An 18,340-nucleotide genomic window follows, 5' to 3' on the forward strand; every position below is an offset into this window, starting at 1 on the left:
TTAAACCAAAACTACATCCTTTCCTTAATTGATCCTACTCAGCAATTTTTCTGCTGGTTATTACCTTCGCCTTTCTATGACTGATACCGCCCAACCCGCTAAAAAGCTCTTCCTCCTCGACGCCTTCGCCCTGATCTACCGCGCCCACTTTGCGTTCAGCAAGAATCCGCGCGTCAACTCCAAGGGCATGAACACCGGCGCCGTACTCGGCTTCACCAACACGCTGGTGGAAGTGCTACAAAAGGAAAAGCCTACCCACATTGGGGTAGCTTTCGACGCCCAAAAGAAGACTTTCCGCCATGATTCCTTTGCTGAGTACAAGGCCCAGCGCCAGGCCATGCCCGAAGATATTGGCACGGCCATTCCATATATCAAGCGCATCATTGAGGCATTCCACATCCCGATTCTGCTCGTGGATGGCTTCGAAGCCGACGACGTGATTGGCACCCTAGCCCAGCGCGCCGAGGCGCAAGGCTTCGACGTGTTCATGATGACGCCCGACAAGGACTATTGCCAGCTCGTGACGGACAAGATCAAAATCTACCGGCCGGCGTTCATGGGCAATGCGGCGGAAGTGCTCGACAAAGAGCACGTGCTACAACGCTTTGAAATCGAGCGTGTCGAGCAGGTGATTGACATCCTAGGTCTTCAAGGCGACGCCGTGGATAACATTCCCGGCATTCCGGGCATTGGCGAGAAAACAGCCAAGACGCTGATCCAGAAGTATGGCTCCGTGGAAAACCTGATTGCCAACGTGGACGAACTGAAGGGCAAGCAACAGGAAAACGTGCGCAACTTTGCTGAGCAAGGTTTGTTGAGCAAGGAGCTAGCAACCATCCACGTGAACGTCCCGATCGAGTTTCACGAGGAAAACCTTACCCTGAGCAAGCCAGACGAGGAGATGCTGCGGTCGTTGTTCGACGAGCTAGAGTTTCGGCAGCTCGCGGCGCGCGTACTCAGCGGCGGCGCGGCGGCCACGCCCGCTGCCCCGGTTGGGCGCGGTGCCCGGCGGCCTAACGCTCCTTCCCAAGGCTCCTTGTTTGATGCACCCGATGCGGTGGCTATTGCATCGGAGAACGGCGAGACGGGCCACGAAGGCGCCCCGGCTGGTCCGCGCCGCACGCTGGCCGATGTGCCGCACCACTACCATTTGGTAGACACGCCAGCCCTGCGCAAGTCGCTGCTCGACTACTTACTCCAGCAGAAAGAAGTTAGCTTCGATACCGAAACTACTGGACTTGATACCATGACTTCACGGCTCGTGGGGCTGAGCTTCTGCTGGTTACCTGGCGAAGCCTATTACGTGCCTGTACCCCAAGATGACCAGGAAGCCGCTCAGGCGCTGGTAGATGAGTTCCGGCCGTTTCTGGAAAAAGAAGGCATTGTGAAGGTGGGCCAGAACATCAAATACGACCTCACCATTCTGAAGCACTACAACGTGCGCGTGGCCGGCCCTCTGTTTGACACCATGCTGGCTCACTACCTACTGGAGCCCGACATGCGCCATAATATGGACGTGTTAGCCGAAACATACTTGCACTACACTCCGGTTTCCATTATAGAGCTGATTGGCCCCAAGGGCAAAAACCAAAAGACCATGGCCGACATTCCGCCGGCCGAGGTTTCTGATTACGCCTGCGAAGACGCCGACGTAACCTTGCAGCTCAAACATGTATTCGAGCCTAGGTTGCAAGAGCTAGGGTTGCTGAAGCTCCTGAACGAAGTGGAGAACCCCTTGGTGCCCGTGCTAGCCGACGTGGAGTACGAAGGTGTGCGCATCGACTCAGGTGCGATGGGCGAGTACTCGGCGGAGCTGCAAGGCTATATCACGGAACTGGAGCAGCAGATCTTTACGGCAGCGGGGCAAGAGTTCAATATTGGCTCCCCCAAGCAGTTGGGCGAGGTGCTGTTTGATAAATTGGGCCTAGGTGGCGGCAAAATCAAGAAAACTAAAACCGGGCAGTACGCTACCGGCGAGGAGGTACTGAGTGTGCTAGCCGCCGACAACCCAATTGCGGGGCTCATCTTGGAGCACCGCCAGCTTACCAAGCTGCGTAGCACTTACGTGGAGGCATTGCCCCAACTGGTGTGTGCCTTAGATGGGCGCGTGCATACGTCGTTCAACCAAGCCGTGACGGCCACGGGCCGCTTGAGCAGCACCAACCCGAACCTGCAGAACATCCCGATTCGGACGGAGAAGGGCCGCGAAATCCGCAAAGCCTTCGTGCCGCGTGACGCCGACCACGTGCTTATCGCCGCCGACTACTCGCAGATTGAGTTGCGCATCATGGCTGACTTCTCCAAGGATGCGACCATGATCGAAGCCTTCCGCCAAGGCATCGATATTCACAGCAGCACCGCCAGCAAAGTCTTCCACGTGCCGCTGGATCAGGTGGATAGCGAGATGCGTCGTAAGGCGAAGACGGTCAACTTTGGTATCATCTACGGTATCTCAGCGTTTGGCTTGGCCCAACGCCTAGGCATTTCGCGGAAAGAAGCCACCGAAGTGATTGAGGCGTATTTTCAGGAGTTCTCGGCCGTGAAGAAGTTCATGGATGAGAGCATCAACCGCGCCCGTGAGCTGGAGTACGCCGAAACGCTGCTAGGTCGGCGCCGCTACCTACGTGATATCAACTCGCGCAACGCCACGCTGCGGGGCTTCACGGAGCGCAACGCCATCAACGCGCCCATTCAAGGCACCGCCGCCGACATCATCAAGATTGCCATGATCCGCATCCACGATTGGCTGGAAAAGGAAAAGCTAGGTACCAAGATGATTCTGCAAGTGCACGACGAATTGGTGTTCGACGCGCCCAAAGAAGAAGTGGACCTGGTCATTCCGCGCATCCGTGAGCTGATGATCAATGCCTTGCCACTCAGCGTACCGATGGAAGTGGAAGCTGGTACCGGCACCAACTGGTTGCAGGCGCACTAACGCCACATTTGCTTTTTCTGTAGCATATGAGCCGCTCACCAACTTGTTGGGGGCGGCTCTGCTATGTTGCGGAGCTCTTCTGAAACTGAGCACCTTTCCCGTTTACAGCATCCTCACTGCCAACGAAACGTATAGCACGGCTTTCACCTACAGCAGAACGCTATGCAACACCACACGCATACCACCACGCTACAAAACCTGGCTCGCATTACAATGGGCACCTTTATGGTAGTAGCCGGCACGGGGCATCTCACCTTTGTTCGCCATGATTTTCAAGCGCAGGTTCCTGATTGGATTCCGCTGGACAAAGACTCCGTTGTGCTACAATCGGGAGTGGTTGAAATTGGCTTGGGGCTAGCTTTATTGTTCTGGAAATCGCGCCGTATTGAGATGGGCCTAGGATTAGCGGCGTTCTACGCGCTGGTATTTCCGGGCAATATTCACCAATACACGCACCACCTTTCGGCTTTTGGCCTCGATACGGACGCCAAACGGCTTGGCCGACTGTTTTTTCAGCCAGTATTGATGGGCTGGGCGCTGTGGTCTACTGGGGCGCTGAAAAGCTTACGCTCGCAACGAGCGGCGCGCAAAAGGCACGAATAGCGCAGCGCGGATGTTTATAATAAGCACTAGCTTGATAAGCAAAGTGTCGCCACGGGGAAAGTTGTAAACTCCTGGCTTCTGAATTGGTATTACACGGGTATGACGACAGATTCTTCTTTTGACGTGGTAGTGATTGGCGCCGGCCCAGTTGGGCTAGCCTGCGCCTTGGAGGTACAGCGGCGCGGCCTCACGGCTGTGGTTATTGACAAAGGGGCCCTGGTGAATTCTATTATCGGTTACCCAACCAACATGGAATTCTTCTCCACCCCCGAGCTGCTCGAAATCGGCGACCATCCCTTCCCAACGGCTCACTACAAGCCACTGCGCGAAGACGGCATCGATTATTACCACCGCGTAGCGCGCGCCGAAAATCTCAACTTACGCCTCTACGAGCGGGTAACGAGTCTGGAAGGCGACCTAGGTCGCTACGAAGTGGTCACAGAGAAAGGCAGGATCAGCTGTCGCTACGTTGTTGTAGCTACCGGTTTTTATGACGTACCTAACTACCTGCACGTGCCCGGCGAGGAGCTGCCGCACGTTACGCACTACTACAAAGAGCCGTACGCCCACTCCCACCAAGATGTCGTTGTCATCGGGGCCAAAAACTCGTCGGCGAAAGCGGCCCTACAACTCCTGCGCACCGGCGCACGCGTGACGATGATTATTCGCGGCGAAGAAATCAGCCAATCGGTGAAGTACTGGATTCGCCCCGATTTGCTTAACCGCATCAAGGAAGGTCGTATTAAAGCGTATTTCAACACAACCATTGAGCGCATTACGCCTGAGACAGTTGAAGTGCGCACGCCAGAAGGTCCGCTTTCCGTGCCAGCCACCTATGTGTACGCCCTTACTGGCTACCACCCTGATTTCTCCTTCCTAGCGGCCCTAGGTATCACTTGCCAGACCGACCTAGCTCAGACTCCCACGCACGACGCTGAAACGCTGGAAACCAACCGCGCTGGTGTGTACCTAGCCGGCACCGTCTGCGGTGGCCTGAACACCAGCCGCTGGTTTATCGAGAATGGGCGCTACCACGCGCAAGTTATTGCTGCTCACATTGCTGGCCAACCAGCGCCTGCTTTACCGGAGGTACTGCAACCCGTGCAACTGACGGTAGAAGCGCCTGTTGCGCACTCTTAACTGCTTAAAACAAAAGCCCCCGCTGCTACGCAGCGGGGGCTTTTTTATGGATGAAAGCTAGGTCTTGTTACGGGAACAACACCGCCTGGTATTCGTCCGGATTAACAAATGGAATTGATGACTTATAATTCTCATTGATTACCCGGATGTACTCATTGGCAATTACAGCGTAGCCCCGTGAGGTGAGGTGGATTCCATCCAAGGAAAACAGATTGCCGGAAATGAAGCTCGTGCTGTTCGCCGTGGCGTTGATGGCAATACCATTCTTGGCGATGGTGGTGAAGAACGCGTTTACATCAAACAGCGGCACGTTGTACTGGCGGGCAGTTTTCGCAATTATCTTGTTTAGCTCCGCGGTGCGGGTACCTACAGCAGCCAGCTCGTCGGCATCGAGCACGTACTGGCTCGGTAGCGGGTTGGACTGAGTAGCGGAATAGCCTACACCCACCGGCAGCGGAACTCCTGTCGTGGTGGTACCAATAACCGAAGAAGCAGTTAGCGTTAGTAAGTCGCTGGACGTGGCCTCGCGCACTGTGCCGGCGCCCGTCCGAATGTAGAGGCTAGCCTGCGCTGCGTTGGGCAGCGCTGTGTTGCCTTTGATGCTAGCAATAGCGGTTGCGACGGGCACAGCGGTGAAATACGGCACATCCGTCACGCTCGGAATGTTGGCAATGACGCCTTTCACGGTGCCATTTTTCGTGATGGTGCGCACGATGGTGCGGTAGCCTTGACCGAAGCGTGTCGTGTCGGTGAGGCCGCTGAATGGGTTGGTCGGCGACGCCACGCCCCCGGCGGTAGCGTACGTCAGCACGTCGTTGCTGCCCAACCAGCACGTAAAGAAGCTAGGGGTGGCCCGCCCGATGTACGTGAGGTAGTCGACGGTCGGCCGCTCGGTGGCAGACAGCAAGCGGTTCAGGTAGGGGTTCAGCAAACCGTAGGGGGCCATGCCGCCCGTAAGCGCCGACACACTCGACAGCACCGAGATGCCCGGAATACCTAGGTTGTTCGGTTGCGCGCCAGTGTAGGCCGTCAGCTGCCGTTCGCCACTTATTAGCGTCTGTCCCGTGTAGGCCAGCTGGTAGGTGCGGGTGTTACCCGCCTGTCCCGGCGATAGCAGAATAGGCGAGCCGGTAGCGGTGAAGCCTTGGAAATTCAGGTAACCCGAGCCATCTTTCTGGTTGTCAGCAAACAGCGGCTGCACGAAAGCCCCGCCATTGGCTTTTTCAAACTGCTTGGCCAGAATGCTTGGGTAAGAGTTCTGAATTCCTTGGTTGAAAAGGCCGCCGCTCTGATAGCCAGCGGTAAGGGAGTTGCCAATGGCTACGTAGTTGGAAAAATCCGCCGTGCCTTTATCCGCCTTAGGGGCATCAAGATCGGGTTGGCAGCCAGTTAGTACCAGCCCGAGCAATCCAAGCGCCGCCGAGCTTCTGTTGAGTAACGTATTCATGAGGTGGGAAGAAGGCGGGTGATTAGAAATTATAATTCAAGCCAATACCGGGAATAACGATCTTGGTCTTGTAGGTGCCGGCTACGCGGTCGGTCGTGCCATTGGCGGCAAGTTCAGCCTGGGTCTGGCTGCGCTTTTTTAAGTTAACAAACTGGCTAGAGATATCTAGGCCGAAATGCTCTCCGAACTTATAGGAAGCCCCTAGGGTAAGCGCAAGGCGGGCGGCGTCGGGCGTTTCGGGCGTCACGAAGCCGTCTTTTACCGGCGAGAAGTCATACGCGCTACCGGCACGCACCGTCAGGCCGCTGGTCAGCTGGTATTGCCCTCCCAGGCGCAGCGTCACGGCGTCCTTGTACTCGCGGCGGGAGTTGCTCGTCGTAACGCCACCCACCGGACCGTCGAAAGTGAAGTTCAGGGACTTGTACTTGCTCCAGAATACGTAGTTGGCATCCAGGCCAATGGTGAGCTTCTCCGTAGGCCTCACACCGACACCTAGGCTCGCCGTGGCCGGCAATGGCAACGTTACGTCAAAGTGCTTGGCCGCGAAGCGTGAGCTGAGTGAAGACGGAATATTAGAGAACGACACGTCGCCGTTGCTGGTCTTCACATGCGCGTCGATCTGCGAGCGGTAGCTAGCCCCGATGCTGAGCTTGTCGGATGGCTTGTAGTAGATGCCGGCGTTGTAGCCAATCTTGTTCTCAGCCTTGCCATCCAGCTCCACGTGGCCGGTGTTGCCCTGCTGATCCTGCACCGGTACGTCGCGCTGCAAGTTGACCGAGCCGTACGCTAGGATTACCAGTCCCGCCCCGATGCTGAGCTTATCCGTGATGGCATAGCTAGCTGTTGGCTGAATAAAGACAGACTCCAAGGTGATGTCCGTCAGCGAGTAGCGACCTTCCCAGCCGTCGGCGTATTGCAGCTTGCTGCCGAAAGGGGTGTACACGGCAATGCCTGCCCGGAATTTGCCTTCCGCCGGACCAAAGCTGGCGTATAGGTTGAAGGGCGTAACGGTGCTGTTGCGCAGCTCACGCTGCGTGCCACCGTATTCCGCTCGAAAGGCCGAGCGGGCCATAGTTGCATTCACGCCTACTTGCACGCCACGCTCGCGGACTCTAGCCAGCGCACCAGGATTGTAGAACATGGCCGCTTGGTCGAGCGACAAGCCAACACCAACACCGCCCATGCCATTGTTCTTTTGGCCTGCCAGTGTTACCTGAAAGCCACCTGCGGAAGCAGCTGTGCTCGTAAGCAACGCGCTACCCGCTAGGAGTAGATGTTTGAGATTCATAAGGAGATGAAAAAGTGGGAATTTGGGGTGGGGGATACGGGCGAAATGTAAGAAAAAAAGAGAGAAAATAGTAGGCGTGCCTAACACTTTTATCCCAAGCAGAAGCTAGCCCAAAGTCTTGTTTTGAGATAAATGGATCTATTTGACTCTCAATAAATTATTGTTCATCGCTTTGCACTTGACGACTACGCAAATCGAAGCGCTGGCCGCTCACTAGCAAGTGAACGCGCAAATCTTGGCCCGAAACCGGTTCGCCGCGCCCAATGCGCCCAATGTTACTTCCTCGCAGATGGCTTCCGTCGACCACTATCACCACGCCGTCGCCAAATACCTCTGCCTCATGTCCGTGCCGGATAATGACCCCAGTTTCCTGACCTAGCCCTAACCCTAGGCGAACCGGGTGCTGCAACACCGCATGCGCCAGACGGTTGAACCTGCCGCGCTCAGCAAAATGCTGATCGATGTACATTTCTGGCATCAGCCCTAGCCCGTTGGTCGTGCGCAGGCCGCCTTTGGTGAGGGAACGGGCACCGTGGCCTTCCACAATCATGCAGCTCGGTATGACGGCGGCCCCAGCGCTGGTACCCGCTACGATGAAGTGCTCATCTTGGCGGTGCCGCTCAATCAGAATGGCCTGGGCTTGGGTTTTGTCCCAACATTCGGTGATGCGCTCCTGGTCGCCGCCCGTGAAGAAGACGAGACCAGCCTGCTGAAGCCGTGCTAAGTGCGCCGGCGTATCAGCCGGATGGCGCTCATCGATGCGCAGATGATGCACTCGCTCGCAACCTAGCTCCTGAAAGGCATTCACGTAAGCCTTCCCGGAGCGACCTGGCTCGGGGGCCGCGGTCGTCACGATTTCAATCTGGGTTGTGGCTGGGTTGGGTACCATATCAGCCAACATGGCCAGCATTTCATCATCGTCGCCGCCCCCAAGGGCAACAAGCGTTCCGCGCGCAAGAGTAGACGAGTGAGACATAGGCAACTAACTAGAGGGGCGGCAAAAGTACACGCCGTTTTTTGAGTTGTACGTTCAGCTGGCTGAATTGCGATACATGAGACTCTTACAAACAAGTGCCAGCACGGGTTCTCCGAGCGTATCATGTAGCCAGACAAGCACTTACTAGCACAAAGCACCTAACGTGTAAAAAACGGACCTGTTCATCGTGATGGCTCGTTTTTCGCCTTGAAAACCGTTCAGCTTCTAGTTGCCTTCCGAAGCGCAAGCATAATTCAGAATTAATACTCCAGAATTCCTGTTTCCCCGTCAGTAAGCCCTACTTTTGCGGGCCTTTTGTTCACCAATCTTCCTGCCTAGCGAGAAATACCTTCGGCTCTTTCATGAATCAGCAACCGACTATCGAACACATCACGTCCCTGATTCAGGAGGGCGAGTTTTTTAAGCTCAAGGACATTCTCAAAGAATTTGAACCGGCCGAGCTAGTTGCGCTGATTGAGGAAGAAGATGAGCGCGAGCAGCTCATTATTTTCCGGCTCTTGCCATTGCGCATTGCCACCGAGGTTTTTGAGTATCTAAGCTTGGATACCCAGCGGCTGTTCATCACCAACTTGTCGCAGGAGAAAATCACGGACATCCTCAACGAGATGTCGCCTGACGACCGAACGGCGCTACTCGAGTTTTTGCCCGAGGACTTCGTAAAAGAAATTATCCAGACCCTTTCCGAACCCGAGCGGAAGGTGACGTTGGAGCTGCTAGGTTACCCCGAGTCGAGTGTGGGCCGCCTGATGACGCCCGACTACATTGCCATCCGGGAAAACTGGACGGTGCAGCAGGTGCTCGACTACATTCGGCGCCACGGTGGGCAGTCGGAGACGCTCAACGTGCTCTACGTCACCGACGAACGCGGGGGGCTCATTGATGACCTAGCTATTCAGGAGATCTTGCTCGCCGATCCGCAGAAGTACGTGAGCGAGCTGATGGACCGGCGCTACGTGTACCTGCAAACCATGCAGGACCAAGAAGAAGCTATTGAGGTGTTTCGCCGCAATAATCGGGTTGCCTTACCCGTGGTGGGCAGCGAAGGCGTGCTGTTCGGCATTGTCACCATCGACGATATCCTGGATATTCGGGAAGAAGAAGACACCGAGGACATTCAGAAGCTAGGTGGCTCGGAAGCGTTAGATGAGCCCTATCTTGACACGCCCATCTGGAGCATGGTCAAGAAGCGGGCAGGTTGGCTCGTGATTCTGCTCATTGGTGAGATGTTGACTACCTCGGCCATGCACCACTTCGAGGACGACTTGCAGCGAGCCGCCGTGCTCGGGCTATTTATTCCATTAATCATTTCAGCTGGCGGTAACGCCGGTTCGCAGGCTACCTCACTCATTATCCGGGCGATGAGCTTAGGCGAGTTTTCGCTTTCGGACTGGTGGCAAGTGATGCGGCGGGAGTTGATTTCAGGTCTGCTACTGGGCGGCATCCTAGGTATCGTGGGTTCGCTACGTATTGTCTTGTGGGCCAATTACATTGACCCTGGCTATTTTGGTCCTTATTGGGCTCTGATTGCTGTAACAGTAGGCTTCTCATTGCTAGGTATTGTGCTGTGGGGGGCGCTATCGGGAGCTATGCTGCCGATGATCCTCAAGCGCCTCGGCCTCGACCCGGCCACATCTTCAGCCCCTTTTGTCGCCACACTTGTGGACGTGACCGGACTGATTATTTATTTTTCGGTGGCTACCATGGTGCTACGGGGTACGCTCCTGTAGCAACTCATTAGGCAAACGCTTAAGTACTACACTAAACGAACAAAGCCGCCGTACCTACTGTATGGCGGCTTTGTTCGTTTAGTACACGTAGCCTAGCTACCGAGCACGCTCGCTATCTGCTGCGTAATAGCGATGTGTTCTTTGATGGCAACAGAAGCTAACGTGGCAATGTGACGACCGTGCTTTTCCATCATGTTGCTGGTGCTAGGCGCGGCGCTGGCCAAGTAGCCGCTCGTGAGAGTGTTCAGTTGCTGGTGCGTTTGGATTTGCGCGGCAATGTAGGCTTTGTCGAAGGCGGCACCTTTAGCAGCTTTGAGTTGGTCAAGCATGGCCTGCGACTTGGCGTCCATGGGTGGAGGCGTAGTGCCCATGTCTTTCAGGATGCTCATCATGCCCGTCATTTCGGCTAGCTCAAAGCCGGCGAACTGCTTCGCATATTTGTTCGTGGCCTGGGTGGTAGCGACTTGGCTACTCATCAACGACATTTGCGAAAGTGGTGCGACAGCCGCTCGAAACTGCGCCTCCGTAGTAATGGCGCCGGCTCCTTGCACGAGCAGGCCGTTCTCTTCTTCCTTAAATGTAAAAGATTGCAGGAGCGAGGCTAGGGTCGATAGGCCAACGCCAAGCGCTAAGCTGCCCTTCACCGAATTTGTCAGAAATGCCCGCCGTGGCGTAGCGTCGTGTAGCTGATTCATGAGTAGGTGTTTATAGTTAGTTGCGCTATGCCCACTTGCATCTTTTCTGCCGAATGCCAGCAGCAAACGAGTAAGCACGTCGATTATAACGATATCATAATGAGAAGGTTAATAGCCGAGCTTGCTTCTACTAGCGTAAGCTCAACACTTATCACACTTTCGTAATCATCCATTTTCGCCCTGCTTTTCCGCGCAAATCAAGGCATCACTAGTACTTTGTAACTTTCCTCACGTGGTATGGGCATCAAGATTTGGATGGGCCGAATAGGGCTATTACTGGCAGGTGGTTGGAGCCTGGGCAGCTGTGCGGCGGTTGGCAACGTGACCCAACTCAACGATGACTGGTACGAAGTGATGCACCTAGGTGGCAACGACACCCTAGCGGCTCGCCTGCACGACCAGCGCGTGTACGTGCAGCAGCGCTCCGATTCGCTAGTTTTTACGCCCTACTCTACGCAGCCAGTTCCCGCTCCCATTCGTTATCAGTTGCAACCCGACCACCACGTTTTAGTCCTCGACCGTAACCTTGACCTCGACGTATTCACGATACCGGTGAAGGTGAGGCCTGCGCGTGCCGGCGTGCCGGTGCAGCTCAATAGCAACTTCAACGCCGCACTCTACCTAGGTCGCCGCCTCAACTTTTACTACCTCAGCCGACAAAATATCACGCCGTGGCAGCAAGCACCCCGCATTCGGGCTACGGGTCTCGGCTACGGCGGCTTTCTTGGCCTAGGTTCTACGCTCATCACGGGCGACGTGACCCAGCAACAAGCTGGCCCTGAATACGAAGGACTCGTTCTGCACGCGGGCCTAGCTACTCTCTACGACGCGCGCATTTTCAACGTTGGTCTGGCTGCCGGTCTCGATCACCTCATTGGCCCCGACCGCCGTTCTTGGATTTATCAGCACCGCCCTTGGCTCGGCCTGTTGTTTAGCCTCGACCTGAATTAAATGGTTGAATGGTTAGTAGTGAAACTTATCAACCATTTAACCATCTGTCCACTTCCGGTTCGACTTCTTCTCGCTGTGCTTTTTCTTGGATTGCAGCCGCTCACGCACGGCTCCAGGGCTAGGTTTGGTAGCTTTACGGGCTTTGGGCTTGTGTAAGGTTCGCTTCAGCAAGTCATGGAATTTTTGCACTACTATTTCCTTGTTGCGCAGCTGGCTACGGTCTTCTTGGGCAGTTATGAGCAAGTAGCCTTCACTCGTAAGCTGCTTGGCTAGCTTCGTCAGCAGAACTTCTTTTTGCTCCTCCGTGAGTAGCTGCGAGCTAGCTAGGTGGAAGCGCAACTCCACTTTCGACTCAACTTTGTTCACATTCTGCCCACCAGGCCCACTACTGCGGGCGGTTTGAAATTGAAGCTCGGGCAAGAAATCAGCAGCAGAGGGAAGCATGCGGGGAGAGTAACAAACAGGCAAGTAAGAATCAAAAAACGCGGCAGCACGCCTAACTAAGCAAGCGTTAGCGCAGGGAGATGTACAACAACCAGCCCAGTAACAACATGCGCGCCGTCCAGGCCAGGGTACGCAGCCAGTTCGTGCGCGTGAGGCCATCAATGGCAATGTAGTTGAAGCCGCTAGCAGCCAAGCGGTTGTGAAACGGCACCGAGACCAGAAACGTGACGCCCCAGATAAACAGGACCAACCCTAGACTCCACCACACGCTGCTACCGAGTGCGCGCCCTTGCCACACCAGCAAACAAGCCAGCAAGGCCTCTGCCACCATCGGCGCCATCACTACCCACCCCATACGCGCTAGGTGTGCTTTATGATACGCGTCGAACGCTTGCGGCGTGACTAATCCAAAGCCCGGATAATGCACCAGCTGCACCGTCCAGATGACACCCGTGAGGTACGTGGCCAGGGCAAAATTGAGCAAGAGCAGTAGAGGGAGCGGCATAAGTAGGCAGAAGCAGTGTCCTTTTTGCCTACGCACAAAGCTGTTAAATGATAATTAGTAGCTGATAAATGAAAGTTCAGGCAACGGTTGTATCTTCTTCTGCATCTTAGGTCCAGAATCGCACTTCAACTCGTTTTATCCTGATTATGAAAACACTACGTCTCCTGCTACTGGCCATCTTGCCAGCGCTACTCATCCTTTCCTCCTTCCGCTCCGACCGGCTTGCGTCGCGCGAGGTGCGGCAAGTAAGTGCTTTCGCGGAACTCAAACTCGCGGGCTCGCCCAAAGTAGTGCTACGCCAAGGCAGCCCGCAGAAAGTGGAACTGGAAGGCGACCCTGCCGACCTAGCTCGCGTGGAAACCATCGTGAACAATGGTCAACTGCGCATCGGCATCAAAAACAACGACGGTCGCAACTCCGGCGACTCCGATGGTGGCCTACTCGGCCGAGTACTCAACAGCTCCAACAATGTGAATATAGGCCCCATTACCGTCTACGTGACCATGCCTGAGATTAAGGCATTGAGCGTCAGCGGCTCGGGTAGCATCAAAGCGGCAGACGCTATCAAGGCGAATACGCTAGACCTAGCCGTGAGCGGCTCCGGCAACTTGAGCTTGGCGCAGGTGCAAAGCACTGCCGTTACGTCGGCCGTGTCAGGCTCGGGCTCTATCACCGTAGTAGGTGCCGCCCCGCGCCACGACGTGCGGATTAGCGGCTCGGGTAACGTACAATCGGCCGATTTGCGCGCTGAGGCCAGTAAGGTATCGATTAGCGGCTCAGGCAACTGCCGGGTGAATGCCACCAAAACCCTCGACGCTCGCATTGCCGGCTCGGGAAGCATCTACGTTAGCGGCAACCCACAAATCAACAGCTCCATTGCCGGTAGCGGCCGAGTACATCGGAGCTAGGTTTTGGCGCTGAGCGCTTTGTAACACAACGCCCTACTCCGTTCTGTGAGTAGGGCGTTGTTGCATTTAGAAGTCAAACAAACCCTTACGGGAAGAATCTTTGTCCTTCTTTTTCCGCTTGCTTTTTTTGTCGCTGCCAAACACCTTATCAAACAGGCCATTATTTTTCTCTTTGATAAACACGTAACGCAGGGAAAAAGCTGTCGGTACCCGAAACCAGTCTTCGTTGTTGTGAATTTCTACGCTTGGCTTCACGTCTAGCGACAGTACCAGCGGGAAGAAGGCGACTTTGTATTCCAACCCTAGGATGCCGTCAACCCCGCCGAAACCGCCGTGGTCTTTCTGGGTACCTAAGTGACCACCAGCACCCGCGTAGTAGTTCAGGCTGCGACCGAGCACCCCAAAATGATGTTCGGCGAGCACTGTGACACTCGCCTCACGGTTGCGAATAATGCCAATACCTTCGAGCGTAGCCTTCGGCAGAATGCGTTGCTGCACGGTAATTCCGAAGTTCTCTTTGCCGAGACGCAAGCCTGCCGCGGTAATATATTTTTGAGCCTGAGCCTGTTGAGCGCAAAGGGCCAGTATCCCCGTTAGGGCACTCACTAGGAAGAACCGCGAAGACGGCAATCGAAACACCATAATCTTGTAAGCAACGAAACGAACTCCACCGTGCAGGGCACGTTTCAACGTAAAATAGTTGCGCAAAGTACGAGCCCAGCCCCGATATTGCGGCTTTTGCGGTAGCAACCGCGTACCTTGCAGCCGCTTTTTTTCGCTGATTCACTTTTTTGCTCTGTGTATATCCACCAAGTGGCGGCCTACTTGCCCGCCGCCGTCGTTACCAACGAACACTTCACCCGCCTCAACGGCTTGTCCCACGAGTGGATTATCGAGCGTACCGGCATTCGGGAACGGCGTAAAGCGGCCCCTGGCGAGAATACGAACACGATGGCCGTGGAGGCCACCAACCGGGTTTTGGCGGCCGCACCTGACCTAGCCGCCTCCGATATCGACCTTATTGTGGGCGGCACCTACACGCCCCACGATACCATCTTCACGATGGCGCACGCCGTGCAGCATGCCATTGGCGTAACCGATATTCCGGTGGTAAGCGTATCATCGGCTTGCTCGTCGCTGCTCAACGCCATCGAGATTGTGGAAGGCTACTTCGCTCTGGGCAAAGCGCGCAACGCTTTGGTGGTCGTGTCGGAGCACAACACAGCTTACAACAACGAGGGCGATACGGTAGCGGGCCACCTGTGGGGCGATGGAGCAGCAGCACTGCTTATCACTAAGGAACGCCTTGCTCCTACTGATTTGCGCATGCTCGACCTCATCACGGGAGGAGCAGCACCCGTTGGGAAAGCCAATACTGCCGTTACGCTCAAGCCTGTGGAGCGTGGTATTGTGATGCCCTTTGGTAAAGATGTATTTATTCATGCCTGCCAGTACATGGCTCGCGTGACCAAGGAAATTCTGGAGCGCAATAAGCTAGGAGTAAGCGACGTGACTTACCTGATTCCGCACCAAGCCAACCTACGCATTACCAAGAATGTCGTGCAACAACTTGGCTTGCCCGAAGAACGTGCCGTTTCCAACATCGATTACCTAGGTAATACGGGTTGCGCCGGTGCCGCCATTGGCCTGTCGGATACTTGGAATCAGCTTCAGCCTGGCAACCATGTGGTTATTACGGTTTTCGGGGGAGGATACTCCTACGGCGCCATGCTGCTAGGACGCTAATAGGCAGCTCCTCTTTTCTGTTAAGAAATAAAAGCAAAAGCCGTCGCAGCTCCTGAGCTGCGGCGGCTTTTGCTTTTTACGTCAGAGAACGTTCTCTCCTCTTATTCATTCAGCTTAACGAAACGCGTGGTACCCGCTCGCCCGTTGCTGTCGCGCCACCGCACGAGGTAGAGACCAGCGCGCAAGTTGTTGAGGGCCACCGAAAGTTGATTGAGCCCTGAGCCATAGGACAGCGCATACCCATCGTGGTAACGGCCGATAGTGTCGTAGAAGTACAAGGTAAGATTACCCGTTCCCGTACCCGTGTACCACAAGCGCAGCACGCCGTCGGTGAGCGGGTTAGGGTAGAGCTGTAAATCGGAAGCTAGGCTAGCATCGTCGCTGACGGCTAGGGGAGCTGCGTAGTCGAGGCTGCCATCGGGGCGGCGCAAACCTAGGCGGTAGTAGCTCAGCCCCGATAAGGGTTGCGGATCGAGGTAGCTGTAGGTGTTGCTGGTAGCCCCGGCTGGTAGCGTCGCGAGCGTCTGCCAGGAGGCAGTTGTATCAGCGGCACGCTGCACCACAAAAGCCTGCGCGGTTTGCAAAAAGCACTCATCACGGGTGTTCCAAGTGAGTTGTATACCCGCCCCGCCCAGCGAAGTAGCCTTGGTGGCGGTCAGCGGGGCTGGCAACATAGGCACCGGGTTGCAGACCGGCATTACGAAACCGCGCGTCCGTAACACCAAACGGCCGCCCGTAATGTCGCTGTTGCTATTGATGGCGCGGCTGTTGGTGCCGGAGGCAATAGCGTAGTGCATGACGGCGGTAGGCAGAATCAGGTGAGCAAGTTGCTGCGCGTGCCCTAGCTCGTGCACCGCCACTGACTCAAAGTCAAACTGCAACACATTGGCCCGAGCGGTGCCAAACTGCCAATTACGGCTATCATCAAACTGCGTATCGATTTCCTTCACCCAGAACACGACTGTACCATCGGCGGCGCGGCAGCCGCTGTAATAGCTGGTCGTACGCCCTAGCACGTCGGCGGGGAGTTCGGTGCCACTGTCAAATCCCACGGAATTTTCGCCGTCGTTGGCTATGTCCGTTTTCGTGCGAGCTGTGCCTACTACCCAGTTCACCCCCGTTTGGCAGCGCCACGTCGCGAGGGCGCGCTGCCACGCAGTGTTAGCGGCCGTGTTAGCCATGAAGCCAGGGTCGAACTGAAAGGTGTAGCCGCCTGTGTTGTTAGCATTAATGTGCCCTGGCCGGTACAGCTGGTTGTTCTGGTCCGCTTGCACGTTGGTGAGGGCATACAGAATAGTAACGGCCGTGGCACTCACAGCCTGAGTGGCGTCGCTGGCCGTGACGCGTACCGTACCTGTGCCGGCCGGCTTGCCGGTGCTACCGTAGGAAGGCACTCGTACCCGAATCTGCGTATCCGTCCAGCTGACATAATCAGCATCTATGGGCTTGATGTACGTTCGCCCGCCGTCGTCCGCGTTCCGAAACTCCACAAACCCGGTGCCCCGTGCCGCGCCGAAGCCAGTGCCTGTGATGGTCAGTACGGCACCCGTACCCGCGGAAAGACTGGTAGGGCTTAGGCTGCTGATAATAGCCGCCGTGCCGCGGTAAGCAACCGGTGTCGCTCGTTGAGCTAAAGCCGCACTTAGGCTAGGGTTGGGTGCAATTACCCGCGCTGCCTGCCCCGTTTCACTGCTCAGGGTGTTGTAAAAGCTAGCATCCAGCAGCGGGTACTCGCGAAACGGCTCGGTGGCCGTAGCGGAAGCTAGGTCGTAACGAAGAAAACCTTGCTCGCTGCCATACGCCGTCCAAGCCGGCCCGGCTGTTTCTACTCCAGTGAAAGGAGCCGCGAACAGGAAGAACACGCCTTGGTCGCCGGGCGCTAAGCGGAGTGTATTAGTATTTTGCTCCAGGTCGAGGTCCACTTGCCCGCCTTCAGTCAGCACAGTCAGCTCGGCGGGCGCATCGCCTTTGAACGACTTGTACACGCGCACCCGGTGGGCCGTGTAGATGCGGCGGTGCGCACTATCCCAGAAACCATGCGCGTCGAGTACCTCCCCTTCCACCACCAAGCTAGCTTTCTGCACCCGCTCAGCTGGGTCCATCGGCACCATGGCACAGTGTACTTCCGTCGGTGGAGTAGGTGTTTGCGCCTTACTTAAAGTACTTAAGATCAACAACAAGCTCACACTCAACTGACAAATCGTAAAAATCTTCATATATAAATGGGTGGGGCAGAAAATAGGCAAACAAGATACAACGTTTAGGAACGAGTAAAACGGCTTCACTGCTTACGCTTTCTTTATCGATGAAGCCGTCTGATTATCTAGCCTGACTACCCTTTAACTATATTTTTCTGTATGAAATTGTATCTATCATTGGCGGCATTATGTATGGCTCTAGCTTCTACAGCACCTAGCTATGCGCAAACAAACACGCTAACCCCAAGTACGCCGAGCTCGCCTTCGGTTCTACCCCGCAAAACTATGCTCAAGGCAGGAGTCGGGATAGGGCGTGGTTTTGCAATAAGCAGGTATGACGGTTTGGGTTTACCGATTGTCTTAGGCGTAGAGCATAGGCTAACGGATAAAATTACTGCTTACGCAAACCTTACTTCTGCGCTACAGCTGGCTAACGGTCACTCCCCCTATTACCAAACGTTTTTCAGACGTGCTGTTGCGAGACTAGGTGGCCGGTACTACTACAACCAGGCAGGACGGATGCAACATCATAGGCCTGCAGGACCTTTCGTTGGCAACTACATAGCGCTGCAAGCTAGCACTGATCTGGTGCCATATCGAGCCCCACTTGATGCTCGAACCTACATCCTGTATGACTACTCTGCCGTTTCCGCTTTGTGGGGTATGCAACGGCGGTTGGGGAATCTGCTATTGTATGATTTGAGCGCAGGAATCGGTCTTATGAACGATTTGAGACGGAAGTATAACCGCACAGAC

The 18,340-nt window shown here is 55.5% G+C and carries 15 protein-coding genes; 7 read left to right on the forward strand and 8 right to left on the reverse strand.

Annotation, left to right across the window (positions count from 1 at the left end):
- Window positions 1-76 precede the first annotated feature (76 nt).
- The 3 genes from polA to SD425_RS24205 all read left to right on the forward strand — a co-directional run bounded on the left by polA (window position 77) and on the right by SD425_RS24205 (window position 4,678).
- Complete coding sequence (polA, locus tag SD425_RS24195; RefSeq protein ID WP_324673155.1) at window positions 77-2,935, forward strand: DNA polymerase I; 2,859 nt, start codon at window positions 77-79, stop codon at window positions 2,933-2,935.
- Window positions 2,936-3,097: 162 nt separating this feature from the next.
- Complete coding sequence (locus SD425_RS24200; protein WP_324673157.1) at window positions 3,098-3,538, forward strand: hypothetical protein; 441 nt, start codon at window positions 3,098-3,100, stop codon at window positions 3,536-3,538.
- Between the two features lie 99 nt (window positions 3,539-3,637).
- Window positions 3,638-4,678 carry a YpdA family putative bacillithiol disulfide reductase gene (locus SD425_RS24205; RefSeq protein WP_324673159.1) on the forward strand — a complete coding sequence of 347 codons (1,041 nt, stop codon included), beginning with the start codon at window positions 3,638-3,640 and terminating at the stop codon, window positions 4,676-4,678.
- 67 nt (window positions 4,679-4,745) lie between these two features.
- On the opposite strand, the gene SD425_RS24210 is transcribed toward SD425_RS24205, so the two are convergent.
- The 3 genes from SD425_RS24210 to SD425_RS24220 form a co-directional block, all read right to left on the reverse strand.
- Window positions 4,746-6,125, reverse strand: coding sequence for an SGNH/GDSL hydrolase family protein (locus SD425_RS24210; protein ID WP_324673161.1), 1,380 nt, complete (start codon window positions 6,123-6,125; stop codon window positions 4,746-4,748).
- Window positions 6,126-6,147: 22 nt separating this feature from the next.
- Window positions 6,148-7,413: an OmpP1/FadL family transporter gene (locus SD425_RS24215; protein WP_324673164.1), complete on the reverse strand. Its 1,266-nt coding sequence runs from the start codon at window positions 7,411-7,413 to the stop codon at window positions 6,148-6,150.
- A 157-nt stretch (window positions 7,414-7,570) separates the two neighbouring features.
- Window positions 7,571-8,389 carry a cyanophycinase gene (locus tag SD425_RS24220; protein ID WP_324673167.1) on the reverse strand — a complete coding sequence of 273 codons (819 nt, stop codon included), beginning with the start codon at window positions 8,387-8,389 and terminating at the stop codon, window positions 7,571-7,573.
- Between the two features lie 362 nt (window positions 8,390-8,751).
- On the opposite strand from SD425_RS24220, the gene mgtE reads away from it, so the two are divergent.
- Window positions 8,752-10,137, forward strand: a complete 1,386-nt coding sequence (gene mgtE / locus SD425_RS24225) for a magnesium transporter (RefSeq protein WP_324673169.1) — start codon at window positions 8,752-8,754, stop codon at window positions 10,135-10,137.
- A gap of 92 nt (window positions 10,138-10,229) precedes the next feature.
- Here mgtE and SD425_RS24230 read toward each other — a convergent pair whose 3' ends face one another.
- A complete protein-coding gene (locus SD425_RS24230) occupies window positions 10,230-10,832 on the reverse strand; it encodes a DUF4142 domain-containing protein (protein WP_324673172.1) in 603 nt (200 codons plus the stop codon).
- A gap of 237 nt (window positions 10,833-11,069) precedes the next feature.
- Here SD425_RS24230 and SD425_RS24235 point away from each other — a divergent pair, with 237 nt between their 5' ends.
- Window positions 11,070-11,783 (forward strand): hypothetical protein, encoded by a 714-nt coding sequence (locus SD425_RS24235; protein WP_324673175.1) that lies wholly within the window; start codon window positions 11,070-11,072, stop codon window positions 11,781-11,783.
- 36 nt (window positions 11,784-11,819) lie between these two features.
- On the opposite strand, the gene arfB is transcribed toward SD425_RS24235, so the two are convergent.
- Together arfB and SD425_RS24245 are read right to left on the reverse strand one after the other, a co-directional pair.
- Window positions 11,820-12,227, reverse strand: a complete 408-nt coding sequence (arfB, locus tag SD425_RS24240; RefSeq protein WP_324673177.1) for an alternative ribosome rescue aminoacyl-tRNA hydrolase ArfB — start codon at window positions 12,225-12,227, stop codon at window positions 11,820-11,822.
- 67 nt (window positions 12,228-12,294) lie between these two features.
- A complete protein-coding gene (locus tag SD425_RS24245) occupies window positions 12,295-12,732 on the reverse strand; it encodes a hypothetical protein (protein ID WP_324673179.1) in 438 nt (145 codons plus the stop codon).
- A gap of 146 nt (window positions 12,733-12,878) precedes the next feature.
- Here SD425_RS24245 and SD425_RS24250 point away from each other — a divergent pair, with 146 nt between their 5' ends.
- Window positions 12,879-13,640 carry a head GIN domain-containing protein gene (locus SD425_RS24250; protein ID WP_324673181.1) on the forward strand — a complete coding sequence of 254 codons (762 nt, stop codon included), beginning with the start codon at window positions 12,879-12,881 and terminating at the stop codon, window positions 13,638-13,640.
- A gap of 66 nt (window positions 13,641-13,706) precedes the next feature.
- Here the strand turns inward: SD425_RS24250 and SD425_RS24255 are convergent, their stop codons facing one another.
- Window positions 13,707-14,330 (reverse strand): hypothetical protein, encoded by a 624-nt coding sequence (locus tag SD425_RS24255; protein WP_324673183.1) that lies wholly within the window; start codon window positions 14,328-14,330, stop codon window positions 13,707-13,709.
- Window positions 14,331-14,438: 108 nt separating this feature from the next.
- Here SD425_RS24255 and SD425_RS24260 point away from each other — a divergent pair, with 108 nt between their 5' ends.
- A complete protein-coding gene (locus tag SD425_RS24260; RefSeq protein WP_324673186.1) occupies window positions 14,439-15,386 on the forward strand; it encodes a ketoacyl-ACP synthase III in 948 nt (315 codons plus the stop codon).
- 101 nt (window positions 15,387-15,487) lie between these two features.
- Here the strand turns inward: SD425_RS24260 and SD425_RS24265 are convergent, their stop codons facing one another.
- Window positions 15,488-17,602, reverse strand: coding sequence for an IPT/TIG domain-containing protein (locus SD425_RS24265; protein WP_324673188.1), 2,115 nt, complete (start codon window positions 17,600-17,602; stop codon window positions 15,488-15,490).
- Window positions 17,603-18,340 lie beyond the last annotated feature (738 nt).

It is taken from the genome of Hymenobacter sp. GOD-10R, from assembly GCF_035609205.1.
Lineage (GTDB): Bacteria > Bacteroidota > Bacteroidia > Cytophagales > Hymenobacteraceae > Hymenobacter.